We start from the raw sequence: 11,506 nt of genomic DNA on the forward strand, positions 1-11,506 counted from the left end.
AAGCACGTGAACGATCGAACCGAAGGATGGGATCCCTGATGCAGTTGAACCGAGTACGTGTGCTGGCCGTGACCTTGGCCGTCGCGGGCGTGGCCCTGCTGTCCGGATGCTCCGGCGAGGCCGTCGGCTCCGCGGTCGACGGCGCGGTGAACGGGGCAACCGGAGGCGATGTCAGCCTGGGCGGGCAGCTGCCCGAGGGCTGGCCGAAAGAGATCCCCGTGATCGACGGGGATCTCGGTTTCGGGGCAGCGAACACCGCGGACGCCGGCCGGGGCTGGGTCGTCACCGTCACCACCAGCGCCGCGGACCCGCTGGCCGACGCCACGGCGATGCTCGAGGCTGCCGGTTTCAGCGCCGACAACGCCGCCACCGCGAACGTCGGCAATGCCGGCGTCGCGGCCCTGACGAACGAGACCTGGTCGGTGGTCGTCGCCGGCACTCCCGAGGGTGTGCTCTACACGGTGTCCCCGGCCGCCTAGCTGAGAACCAATTCGACGGAGATTCTTTCGAAAAACGACTGTTTTGTCGTGTTTGGGCGCGGTTCGGGCAAAATCTCCGTCGAATTCGTTCGGGCCGGAGTTGCTGCACCGGGTCAGGCCGACCGAAAGGCAGGCTCACTCAGCCGCGGGGGATCAGGCGAAGAGGGCGGCACCCGCGTAGGAGCCGCGGGCGGCCCCAAGCGGCCCCGGGCGGGACGGCGCAGAGGGCTGACCCGACGTGGCGGATGTACTCGTTCGGAGCGTCGTGCCGGGCCAGGCGCACGTGCGCTGTCGCGCCGATCAGCGGCAGGTCTGTCCGGCCGGTGAGGGCGAAGTCCGGAGCGGTGAGGGCGAAGTCCGGAGCGGTGAACTCCGTGCCGCCCGACAGCGGGGCACCCTCGCCCTTCTTGCGGCCGAACACGGCCTCCTGCTCGCGCAGGATGGTGCGGTCCCAGGACTCGATGGTCATCCGGATGCGCCGGGCCACCAGATAGGAGCCGCCGGCCAGCCAGGCGGGCCCGTCTCCGCCGCCGACCCAGACATGGTCGGCGGCGGCATCCGGCTCCTCTGCCGTGATAATGGATGTGCCGTCCTTGAAACCGAAGTGGTTGCGCGGCGTGGCCTGCGCCGTACTCGTCGAGGAAGTGGGTCCGAACCCCAATTGAGACCAGCGGAAGGCCGCGCGCCCGAAGGCGATGCGGGAGAGGTTGCGGCTGGCGTGCACGGCCACCTGCGGGTCGTCCACGCAGGCCTGGATGCCGAGGTCGCCGCCACTCCGTCCCGGCTCGAGCCTGTCCCCGGGGAAGTGCGGCATTCGACCAGCTCGACCGGGCTCCGACTCCCGATGCCGAAACGGTCGGCGCCGTCGATGCTCTCGAACAGGCTCGGGCCGAACCCGAACGTGATCGTCAGCCCGGAGGCCGGCAGGCCGAGCGCCTCGCCGGTGTCCTCCGGGGTGCGTCGTAAGGGCCGCTGACGGCCCCGAAATCGCCGATGTCACGCCCCATAGCCATGGCGGCGGCGGCATCGGTCCGGTCGCGGAGCAGTCGACCAACCCGGACCTGATGGTGCCCGCGGAAACGTCGAACGCCGAGGCCGAGCAGCCCGCGACGTGACAGGCCGCGGGCTGCTGTTGCCCGGTCACCTAGAGCACCAGGGTTGCGGTCCGCTGGTTGAGCGGTTCGCCGAGGGCGTCCATCTGGTCGGCGAGGGCCTTGATCTCGGCCTCGCTCAGCTCGGTGTACGGGGTGAAGCAGTGTCTGCAGCGCGGCGAACTCGGTGTCGAGGCTATCGGCGCGGGCGGCATCCCTGTCGACCAGGATGTCCCGCACGCCGGCGTAGAGCACCGCGGCACCGTCGACGTTGGCCTGGAAATCCCAGAGGTCGGTGTGCGATCAGAACTCCTCCTCGCCGGTGACCTTGCCGGTGGCGACCTTGCCGGTGGCGACCTCGTCGAGAAGGCCGATCGCGCCGTTGGTCTGCTGCGACAGCGTGCAGGAGAGGGTCTGCACTTCCTCGTTCAGGGTCGCGGTGTCCTGCATCAGGCGGTCGGCGAGGCGTCGGCGCTCCGCGGCCGGATAGGCGAGAAAACCGGCCTCGGCGTCGGCCGGCCAGAGGTCCTTCTCGATTGGTGCCAGTCGGTGCCGGTGACCAGCTGGGCCACCTGGTCGCGCACAGAGGAGGCGTCGTTGACGTTGGCGGTCTCGATCTGCGCCTCGAGGTCGTCGTCGACCGCGACAACCTGGTCGGAGGCGGTGACGATGAAGCCGGCCTTGCCGATCCCGTCACCGGTCATGCCGGGCTTGCAGGCGGTGACGTATTCGCCGGCGGCCAGCTGCATGACCAGGTCGAGGGTGAGTCCCTGACCGATGTTCTCGGCCTCGCCGTCGATGCGCAGGCCGTCATCGGCGAGCAGGTAGAACTCCGTGACCTGGTCGCCCGAGTTGGTGATGCTGAAGCTGAGGTTGCCGACGGGGGCTTCCTCGGCCGAGACGGTGCCGCATCCGCGCTGCTGTCGACCGTGACGGACGCCCCGGCGGAACCGGCCGGCGCGTTGGCGACGCAGCCGGTGAGGACGAGCAGGCCGAACGCGGAAACTGCGGCGAGGGGAACGAGGCGGGCGTTCATAGGAGTCCCTAGCACAAGGTTCGGGAAGGGGCTGGGTCAGCGGGGAGCGCCGCGGTCTCGGCGGCGTGCTCGTACGCGGGGCTGGTGCTGGGACCACGAGGCCGAGCCCCGAGCCCACAAGGGACCGGTCGATGCTGCACCGGAGTTGGCCGGACAGGTTGCGGGCTCGCGCCAGCATCCAGAACACCATCCAGATCACGAGGCCCGTCGCCACGATCGACAGCACGCCGCCGATGGCCTCCTGGGACGTGAACGACAGGCCGTAGGTGCCGTTGGTGAGCTGCCCGCCGATGCCGAGCGCCAGCAGCACGGCGAGGCTGCATCCGGTCCGGATACGCCGGAGCACGTCCCGGCGGCCGACCTTCACGACGTAGGCCACGAGGATGGTCACGATGAGGGCGACTTCGAGGCCTTCACGGAGGCCGATCAGGTAATTGCGCGAGCACAAGGCTTCCTGGGTTTGAGGGAGAAGTTTGGTGAGGCTAACCTTAGTATCCTGACTCCAGCTTCGGTTCTGCGATCGTGTCCAGCTATCATTCATGCGCGGGTGTCCGCCCGTCCCAACTCCGTGGAGCTCAGCAATGGTCATGTCCGGCAGCGCAGAACGAGTCGTGTTCGTGCACGACCGGCCCGGTCAGGAATCCCTTTTGACCGGCGGAACCATCGCCCGGCTGCGGTCAGACGACGCCGAGGTCGTCGTTCTGTTCGGCTCCACGGACTCCCACTCCGCGGACGACTCCGACGTGCGCGCAGCCATGGCGGCGCTCGACGTAAGCGACTGGCGGATGCTGCCCGCGGCATCCGGGGCGCAGTCACTGGCCGAGGCCGTCGCCGACGTGCTCGCGGACGTGCACGCCACCGCGGTCGTGATCGGCGCCGACGACGACACCCTCCGCCGGGCGGCCGCCGGGGCCGCCGACAGCCTGAATGTGCCGGTCTTCGAGCACCGCCAGGTGACGGATGCCGTCGGCCAGCGGCTCGTCGCGATCGATGTGAGCGGCCAGGTCGACCAGAAGCTGCGCGCCCTCGCCGCGTATGCGCACCGCTGGAGCGTCACCGACCACACCGTCGTGCCGGTCGAGTCGGTGGCCGCGGCCGACCCGGCCGACCCGGCCGACCCGGCGGACCGCCCGGTCACGATCGGTGGCACCGAGACCTTCCTGCGGCTGCCCCTGGCGCACGCTCCCGACCCGGACGCGACCCCCGGGCTGCTCAGCCGCGGCCTGGCCGCGGTCGTCGCCCTCCTGACCGGGGCCGCCTTCGGCGTGCTCGGCACGATCGCGCACCAGGCCACCCTCCCAATCGGGCCCGTGACGATCCCGATCGGGCTGATCCTGGCCCTGGCCGGAATCATGACGCTCCTGGCAGGTCTCCGGCTGATGCTGGGGGACCGCCTGGTCGTCTTTTCCTGCGCGATCGGCCTCCTCGGCACGATCTTCATCCTGTCTCTGCGCAGCACCGGCGGCTCTGTCCTGGTCCCCGAGGGGATTCCGGGTTTGCTCTGGACCGTCGTGCCGACCCTGGTGGCCACGATCGTGCTGGCCTGGCCACGAATCCCGGCCCGTCCGCGTTCGGCATAGACTGGATATTCGCTTGTGAAGGGAGCCCTCCAACGTGACATACGTCATTGCTCTGCCGTGCGTCGACGTGAAGGACCGCGCCTGCGTCGACGAGTGCCCGGTCGACTGCATCTATGAGGGTGACCGCTCGCTCTACATCCACCCCGACGAGTGCGTCGACTGCGGTGCCTGCGAACCGGTCTGCCCGGTCGAGGCCATCTACTACGAGGACGATGTGCCCGAGCAGTGGGCCGAGTACTACAAAGCCAACGTCGAGTTCTTCGACGACATCGGCTCGCCCGGCGGGGCGGCCAAGGTCGGCGTGATCCATAAGGACCACCCCATCATTGCCGTGCTGCCTCCCCAGGTCTGATTCAGCCATGCTGAAGCCGCTCCCCGACTACCCGTGGGACCAGATGGTCCCCTTCGCCGCCCGGGCCCGGGCCCATGCGGGCGGCATCGTCGATCTGTCGATCGGTTCGCCGGTGGACCCGACGCCCGAGGTCATCCGCCGAGCGCTGGCCCAGGCCACCGACGCCCACTCTTACCCGCAGACCGCCGGCACGCCGGAGCTGCGGCGGGCGATCATCGACTGGTACGAGCGCCGGCGCGGCGTCACCGGCCTCACCGAGAAGAACGTGCTGCCGACCATCGGGTCGAAGGAGATAGTGGCCCTGCTGCCCTTCATGCTCGGGTTCGGCGAGGGTGACACCATTGTGCATCCGCTTGCCGCGTACCCGACGTACAGCATCGGCGCGGCCATGGCCGGAGCGGACGCCCTCGCCGCCGACGACCCCGCCGACTGGCCCGAGACGACGAAGCTGGTGTGGCTGAACAGCCCGGGCAACCCGGATGGCCGGGTTCTCTCGGTCGACGCGCTGCGCACGGCCGTCGCGCGCGCCCGGGAACTCGGCGCGGTGATCGTCTCCGACGAGTGCTACGCCGAGCTCGGCTGGACCGACGGGTGGGATGCCCGGCCGACCCCGAGCATCCTGGACCCCCGCGTCATCGGGCAGGACCGGCACGATGTGCTCGCGCTTTACTCCCTGAGCAAGCAGTCGAACATGGCCGGCTACCGCGGCGCGTTCGCGGCCGGCTGCGCGGACCTGCTCGCCCGGGTGCTGACCGTGCGCAAGCATGCCGGCCTCATGCTTCCCGCGCCGCTGCAAGCCGCCATGGTGGCCGCGCTCGGCGACGACGAACACGTCATCGTGCAGCGTCGGCGCTACCAGGCGCGCCGCGAGGTGCTGCTGCCCGCACTGGTGGCGGCGGGCTTCCGCATCACCCGCAGTGAGGCCGGGCTTTACCTCTGGGCGACCGAGGGGCGCCCCGCCTGGGAATCGATCGGGCGGCTCGCCGAGCGGGGTATCCTCGCCGGACCCGGTCCGTTCTACGGCGACGGCTACCCGAGACACGTGCGCTTCTCCCTCACCGCCACGGACGAACGCATCGCGGCGGCTGCGACTCGGTTGCACGCTGGCTAATGCCCCACTGTCGGGAAATGTCAACTCTCTCCAATGAAGAGTGGACATTCTTGGTGGATGCAACAGTAGGCGGTTGCGGCCATTAGGCTGTATCCGCGTTGACGTCTCCAGACACACCGGTGTGCTGTGGCCCATCGCCACAGACGGTCAGCCACCAGACGGTTAGGTAGTGATATCCAGTGACACTCAGTCAGACCCAGGGAGCCGCCGTGAGCGACATCGCCGAGCGAACGCCATCCATCGAACCCAAGCAGGCGACACTGTCGTTCCCCGGCGGATCCGCCGAGTTCCCGATCGTGCGCGGCACGGCCGGCGCCTCCGGCATCGATATCTCGACGCTGACCCGCAAATCGGGTCTGATCACCCTCGACTCCGGGTTTGTGAATACCGCGGCCACGCGGTCGGCGATCACGTTCATCGACGGCGAGAAGGGCATCCTGCGCTACCGGGGCTATCCGATCGAGCAGATCGCCCAGAACTCCAACTTCCTCGAGACCGCCTGGCTGTTGATTTACGGTTCCCTTCCTAGCGCGAGCGAACTCGAGGCCTTCGACACGCGCATCCGTCGGCACACCCTGCTGCACGAAGACCTGCGCCGCCTCTTCGACGTGCTGCCGTACAACGCGCACCCGATGGCTGTGCTCTCCGCCGGCACCTCGGCGCTGGCCGCGTACTACCAGGATGCGCTCGAGCCCAACGACCCGGAGCAGGTCGAGCTGGCCACCGTGCACCTGCTCGCCAAGCTGCCCGTGATGGCGGCGTACGCCTACAAGAAGAGCATCGGCCAGGCATTCCTGTATCCCGACAACTCGCTCGGCTACGTGGACAACTTCCTGCGGCTGATCTTCGGCACACTCGCCGAGCCCTACGAGGTGAACCCGGTCGTCAGTAAGGCCCTCGAGCGCCTGCTGATGCTGCACGAGGACCACGAGCAGAACGCATCGACCTCGACCGTTCGCCTGGTCGGCTCCACTGAGGCGAACCTGTTCGCGTCGGTCTCCGCGGGCATCAACGCGCTTTCCGGGCCTCTGCACGGCGGCGCCAACGAGGCCGTGCTCAAGATGCTGGGCGAGATCAAAGCATCCGGCGAAGGCGTCGAGAAGTTCGTTGAACGGGTCAAGAACAAAGAACAGGGCGTTCGCCTGATGGGCTTCGGCCACCGGGTGTACAAGAACTACGACCCGCGGGCGACCCTGGTCAAGGAGAGCGCCGACGAGGTGCTCGCCGCACTGGGCGTCAAGGACGACCTGCTGGACATCGCCAAGGAACTCGAACACATCGCGCTCAACGACGACTACTTCCGGGAGCGCAAGCTCTACCCGAACGTGGACTTCTACACCGGCGTCATTTACAAGGCGATGGGCTTCCCGACCAGCATGTTCACGGTACTCTTCGCGATCGGCCGGTTGCCCGGCTGGGTGGCGCACTGGCGCGAGATGAACGAGGACCCCACGACCAAGATCGGTCGCCCGCAACAGCTCTACATCGGGTCGCCGGCCCGCGATTTCCCGCGCCGCTAGCCGCCGCGAGGCACCGCGCGCCCCCGCTGCCGGGATCGAACCAATTCGACGGAGATTCTGCCGAAAATGCCGGTTTCCGGCCTGTTTAGGGCGATTTCGAGCGGAATCTCCGTCGAATTCGTCAGGGACCTGGGGCTGTAGTCGGGCGGCGCCTCGGCGATGATGGTCGGGTGTGTCGTTCCCACGCCACTCCCTTGCGACTGGCAGCGTACTCAGCGGAGGCGCCGCCGTGCGGGTTGTTTCGGTCGCGCTCGAGCGTCGGACCGGCCGCCCGGCGTCAGGCGTGCAGCTGGGCGTTCAGCACGATGCCGGTGCCGGTGCGCGCCAGCACCTCGACCGCGCCCGAGACCGAGTTGCGGCGGAAAAGCAGGTTCGCGACCCCGGAGAGTTCGACGGCCTTCACCGACGGCGTCGTGCCGTCGGCAGTGCGCGGCTGGCCCGGCAGCAGCACCTTGGTGCCGGCGGTCACATAGAGCCCCGCCTCGACGACGCTGTCGGCGCCGATCGAGATGCCCACCCCGGAATTGGCCCCGAGCAGGGCCCGTTCGCCGATGGACACCCGTTCGGTACCGCCGCCGGAGAGCGTGCCCATGATGGAGGCACCGCCGCCGATGTCGGCGCCGTCACCCACGACGACACCCTGAGAGATCCTGCCCTCGACCATCGAGGTGCCGAGGGTACCGGCGTTGAAGTTGACGAAACCTTCGTGCATCACCGTGGTGCCGGGGGAGAGGTACGCCCCGAGACGCACCCGGGACGCGTCCGCGATCCGCACCCGGTCGGGCGTGACGTAGTTCAGTAGCGGCGGGAACTTGTCGATTCCGGTCGTCTGGATGCCGTGGCGCTGCAGGGCCGGCCGCAGTCGGGTGAAGTCGGCGGGCAGCATCGGGCCGGCATTCGTCCAGACCACGGCGGGCAGGTGGCCGAAGATGCCGTCGAGGTTGAGGGTGTTCGGGCGCACCAGCAGGTGCGACAGCAGGTGCAGGCGCAGGTAGGCATCCGACGTTCCGGCAGGCGCAGCGGTGAGGTCGATCTCGATCGTCACGGCCTCGATTCGCACCATTCGCCTCGGGTCCACCCCGGCGAATTCCTCGAGTTCAGACGGCACGATCCAGCGGTCGCGGCCGGCCGGCAGGGTTCCGAGCCGAGGTTCGGGGAACCAGGTGTCCAGCACCGTGCCGTCGCCGGCGACGGTGGCGAGGCCGTAGCCCCACGCGTTCGAGGGGGAAACGGATGTCGGGGGCACGGCGGAGGTCATGGCTCTAGGTTAGTAGAGTGCCCCAAAACACCGTGAACCTGGACCTGTCCGCGACCTCGATCGAGCTCACCCGGGCGCTCTGCGACCTCGAGTCGGTGTCCGGTAACGAGGCCGCCATCGCAGACGCGGTGGAACGCGCGCTGGCCGGGTACCCGCACCTCGACATCATCCGCGACGGCGACACCGTCGTCGCCCGCACCAACCTGGGTCGGGCCCAGCGCGTGATCATTGCCGGCCATCTCGACACGGTCCCGCTGAACGACAACCTGCCGACCCGGTTCGAGACCATCGATGGCGTCGACTATCTCTGGGGCCGCGGCACCGTCGACATGAAGGCCGGCGTGGCCGTGCAGCTGAAGCTGGCCGCCGAACTGACCGCGTCCAGCGTCGACGTAACGTGGATGTGGTACGACCACGAGGAGGTTTCCGACGACCTCAACGGTCTCGGCCGCCTCGCCCTCAACCGGCCCGACCTCTTCGCGGGGGACTTCGCCATCCTCGGCGAGCCCACAAACAGCCAGATCGAGGGTGGCTGCAACGGAAACGTGCGCGTGGAGATCCGCACCTTCGGGCTGCGCGCCCACTCCGCCCGCAGCTGGGTCGGCGACAATGCCATCCACAAGATCGGGCCCGTCATCGACATCCTGGCGGCCTACGAGCCGCGGCAGGTCGAGGTCGAAGGCCTCGTCTACCGCGAAGGCCTCAACGCCGTCGGCATCGGCGGCGGCATCGCCGGCAACGTCATCCCCGATGAGTGCATGGTGCACATCAATTATCGGTTCGCCCCCAGCCGCACCTCGGCGGAGGCCATCGTGCACCTGGAGGAGCTCTTCGCGGGCTACGAGATCACCGTCGTCGACCGGGCCGAGGGTGCCCGGCCGGGCCTGGATGCCCCGCTGGCCCTGCAGTTCCTGACCGCGGTCGGCGGCGAGGCCAAGCCCAAGTACGGCTGGACGGATGTCGCCCGCTTCTCCGCCCTGGGCATTCCCGCCGTCAACTACGGCCCCGGCGACCCACTGAAGGCCCACGCCGACGACGAACGCGTCGCCCTGGCGCAGATCACGGACTGCGAGGACGGCCTTCGCGCGTGGCTGACCACAAGCGTCGGGTAGCCGTGGCGTCGTCCGGCTGGAAGGCCGGCTACCGGCTCACGCCGTGGTGGGCCCTGGTCGCCCTGATCTGGGCCGCGTCCCGGCTCGTCACGACCACCCTGGTGCTACTGCTTGCGAATGTGCAGGGCGCCAACCCGTGGACGGGCGTGTCACCCGGCTACGCGGAGTTCGCGAACATGTGGGACGCCCGCTGGTACAACATCGTCGCCGTCGCGGGCTACCCGTCGACACTGCCGCTCACCGCCGGCGGGGAGATCGCGGAGAACGCCTGGGCCTTCATGCCCGGCTACCCGGTGGTCGTGCGCCTGCTGATGGTGCTCCTCGGGCAGCCGTGGGCACCCGTGGCCGTATTCGTGTCCCTGGCCGCCAGCCTCGGCGCCGCCCTGCTGTTCTACCGGCTGATGCGCACTGTACAGGCCTCCGGGACGGCGTTGTTCGCGGTGGTGCTGTTCTGTGTGGCCCCGCTGTCGCCCGTGCTGCAGTTCGGTTATGCCGAGTCGCTGTACCTCTTCCTGCTCACGTTGGCTCTTCTCCTGCTGCTCGAGCGGCGGTATGTGCTGCTGTTCCCGGTGATCGCCGTGATGGCGCTGACCCGGCCCAGCGGCCTGGCCTTCGCGCTCGCCCTGGGGCTGCACGTCGTGCACCGCTGGCTTGCCCGGACAAAAGACCCGTTTTCGGTGCGCGAACGGTTGCTGGCGTCATCCGTTGCCGTGTTCAGCGGCATTTCCGGCCTGGCCTGGCCGGCCATCGCCTGGATCGCCACGGGGTCGATCACGGCCTACACCGACACCGAGCTGGCCTGGCGGTCGGCTTACATCGGCTACCAGGAGCTCGTTCCGTTCACCGCCTGGTTCCAGGGCGGTGTCTGGTGGCTCGGGATGCCGCTGGGCATCATCGTTGTCTCGGGGCTCATCCTGGCGTTCGGCCTGACCCTGTTGCTGCCGGCGGTGCGCCGACTGGGCACTGACCTGCGGTTCTGGCTCGCCAGCTACGGCCTCTACCTGCTAGCGGTGTTTTTCCCGCAGTCGAGCACCTTCCGCCTGCTGATGCCGATGTTTCCGTTGTTGGGTGCCGTGGCGCAGCCGCGGAGCGCCGTCTACCGGGTGGGCATCGTGCTGCTGTTCATCGCCGGACAGTGGGGCTGGCTCCTGCTGTGCTGGGGGGTCGACGGAGCGGACTGGACACCTCCCTAATTACAGTCTCAGCCCGTAATGGCAGATAATAGAAGTTCAGACGAATGAATGGAAGGGGAGTTCATGGCGGCCATGAAGCCAAGGACCGGAGACGGGCCAATGGAGGCTGTAAAAGAGGGGCGCCTTATCATCGTGCGTGTTCCGCTCGAAGGTGGAGGTCGACTTGTCGTCTCTGTGAACGACGCTGAAGCCAAAGAGCTTCACGATGCCCTCGCCGGTGTAGTCCAGCCGACCGTATAGTTCCAGGATCGGCCGCGCAGCTCAGGTTGTGCGGCCGATCTTTTTTGCCGACCTGGAGCGGATGGGTTTCCCGCGGACAGCCGTCGCAGCGCCCGTCGGAGGTACCCGTCACCGGGCCCGCCACCCGCATCCGTCGGCACGTAAACGCGGAGAATCTTAGGAAACGCCGGTTTGGGCGCCATCAGTTCCGGCGTGTCGCGTATTTCTCCGAGTTGACGTCACGACGGATGCCCCGGGCTGGCTGCGCTCGCCGCCGGTGGTTAAGCGTGCCAAAACCCGGCAGTCCAGCCTGCAAACCCGCGCCGCACCATCCGTGCCCCGCGTCGCCACCCCCTTCTGTCACCGAATCGATTAGAACAGGAAAACGAAACTCGACAGTCATCCTACCTCATCTATTGACTTCAACTTAGAACGTGTATACGATGTAGGCATGGCTGGAGCCCCCACTCCGCACCACCCCACCGCCTCACCGCAGGCGGTGCCGTCCCTCGCGCAGGCACCCCTCGCGCAGGCACCCCGTGCACAGTCACCCCT

Annotated in this window: 12 protein-coding genes and 1 pseudogene; 8 read left to right on the forward strand and 5 right to left on the reverse strand. The window is 68.2% G+C overall.

Features of this window, described 5'->3' with window-relative positions:
* Positions 1-38 precede the first annotated feature (38 nt).
* Positions 39-479, forward strand: coding sequence for a hypothetical protein (locus tag E3O47_RS10830; protein WP_134420487.1), 441 nt, complete (start codon positions 39-41; stop codon positions 477-479).
* 153 nt (positions 480-632) lie between these two features.
* Here E3O47_RS10830 and E3O47_RS10835 read toward each other — a convergent pair.
* The 4 genes and pseudogenes from E3O47_RS10835 to E3O47_RS16585 all read right to left on the reverse strand — a co-directional run.
* Positions 633-1,525: pseudogene (locus E3O47_RS10835) on the reverse strand (Dyp-type peroxidase); the annotation flags it as partial.
* A 98-nt stretch (positions 1,526-1,623) separates the two neighbouring features.
* On the reverse strand, positions 1,624-1,785 hold the full coding sequence (locus E3O47_RS16575) for a hypothetical protein (RefSeq protein ID WP_241986179.1): 162 nt from the start codon (positions 1,783-1,785) through the stop codon (positions 1,624-1,626).
* A gap of 88 nt (positions 1,786-1,873) precedes the next feature.
* Positions 1,874-2,020, reverse strand: coding sequence for a hypothetical protein (locus tag E3O47_RS16580; RefSeq protein ID WP_241973139.1), 147 nt, complete (start codon positions 2,018-2,020; stop codon positions 1,874-1,876).
* On the reverse strand, positions 2,020-3,054 hold the full coding sequence (locus tag E3O47_RS16585) for an FTR1 family protein (RefSeq protein WP_241986176.1): 1,035 nt from the start codon (positions 3,052-3,054) through the stop codon (positions 2,020-2,022). Before E3O47_RS16585 ends, E3O47_RS16580 begins: the two co-directional genes overlap by 1 nt.
* A gap of 139 nt (positions 3,055-3,193) precedes the next feature.
* Between E3O47_RS16585 and E3O47_RS10850 the strand changes: the two genes are divergently transcribed.
* The 4 genes from E3O47_RS10850 (at position 3,194) to E3O47_RS10865 (ending at position 7,169) form a co-directional block, all read left to right on the forward strand.
* Positions 3,194-4,186: a hypothetical protein gene (locus E3O47_RS10850; protein ID WP_134420489.1), complete on the forward strand. Its 993-nt coding sequence runs from the start codon at positions 3,194-3,196 to the stop codon at positions 4,184-4,186.
* 34 nt (positions 4,187-4,220) lie between these two features.
* Positions 4,221-4,538 (forward strand): ferredoxin, encoded by a 318-nt coding sequence (gene fdxA / locus E3O47_RS10855; RefSeq protein ID WP_104099174.1) that lies wholly within the window; start codon positions 4,221-4,223, stop codon positions 4,536-4,538.
* Positions 4,539-4,545: 7 nt separating this feature from the next.
* Positions 4,546-5,649, forward strand: coding sequence for a succinyldiaminopimelate transaminase (gene dapC / locus E3O47_RS10860; protein ID WP_104099175.1), 1,104 nt, complete (start codon positions 4,546-4,548; stop codon positions 5,647-5,649).
* 218 nt (positions 5,650-5,867) lie between these two features.
* Positions 5,868-7,169 (forward strand): citrate synthase, encoded by a 1,302-nt coding sequence (locus E3O47_RS10865; protein ID WP_104099178.1) that lies wholly within the window; start codon positions 5,868-5,870, stop codon positions 7,167-7,169.
* Positions 7,170-7,446: 277 nt separating this feature from the next.
* On the opposite strand, the gene dapD is transcribed toward E3O47_RS10865, so the two are convergent.
* On the reverse strand, positions 7,447-8,427 hold the full coding sequence (gene dapD / locus E3O47_RS10870; protein ID WP_134400793.1) for a 2,3,4,5-tetrahydropyridine-2,6-dicarboxylate N-succinyltransferase: 981 nt from the start codon (positions 8,425-8,427) through the stop codon (positions 7,447-7,449).
* 17 nt (positions 8,428-8,444) lie between these two features.
* On the opposite strand from dapD, the gene dapE reads away from it, so the two are divergent.
* From dapE to E3O47_RS10885, 3 genes are all read left to right on the forward strand, one after another.
* Positions 8,445-9,539, forward strand: coding sequence for a succinyl-diaminopimelate desuccinylase (dapE, locus tag E3O47_RS10875; RefSeq protein WP_104099177.1), 1,095 nt, complete (start codon positions 8,445-8,447; stop codon positions 9,537-9,539).
* A complete protein-coding gene (locus E3O47_RS10880; protein ID WP_241986178.1) occupies positions 9,515-10,732 on the forward strand; it encodes a hypothetical protein in 1,218 nt (405 codons plus the stop codon). The genes dapE and E3O47_RS10880 overlap by 25 nt, the downstream gene beginning before the upstream one ends.
* Before the next feature lie 63 nt (positions 10,733-10,795).
* Positions 10,796-10,972, forward strand: coding sequence for a DUF3117 domain-containing protein (locus tag E3O47_RS10885; protein ID WP_104099180.1), 177 nt, complete (start codon positions 10,796-10,798; stop codon positions 10,970-10,972).
* Positions 10,973-11,506 lie beyond the last annotated feature (534 nt).

Source organism: Cryobacterium sp. TMT2-17-1, from assembly GCF_004402765.1.
Lineage (GTDB): Bacteria > Actinomycetota > Actinomycetes > Actinomycetales > Microbacteriaceae > Cryobacterium > Cryobacterium sandaracinum.

Bases quoted from the DNA above. Each gene is read 5' to 3' on its own strand.
- E3O47_RS10830 (WP_134420487.1), top strand. From the start codon at position 39: ATGCAGTTGAACCGAGTACGTGTGCTGGCCGTGACCTTGGCCGTCGCG.
- E3O47_RS16575 (WP_241986179.1), bottom strand. From the start codon at position 1,785: ATGCCGCCCGCGCCGATAGCCTCGACACCGAGTTCGCCGCGCTGCAGA.
- E3O47_RS16580 (WP_241973139.1), bottom strand. From the start codon at position 2,020: ATGCAGGACACCGCGACCCTGAACGAGGAAGTGCAGACCCTCTCCTGC.
- E3O47_RS10850 (WP_134420489.1), top strand. From the start codon at position 3,194: ATGTCCGGCAGCGCAGAACGAGTCGTGTTCGTGCACGACCGGCCCGGT.
- dapC (WP_104099175.1), top strand. From the start codon at position 4,546: ATGCTGAAGCCGCTCCCCGACTACCCGTGGGACCAGATGGTCCCCTTC.
- dapD (WP_134400793.1), bottom strand. From the start codon at position 8,427: ATGACCTCCGCCGTGCCCCCGACATCCGTTTCCCCCTCGAACGCGTGG.
- E3O47_RS10885 (WP_104099180.1), top strand. From the start codon at position 10,796: ATGGCGGCCATGAAGCCAAGGACCGGAGACGGGCCAATGGAGGCTGTA.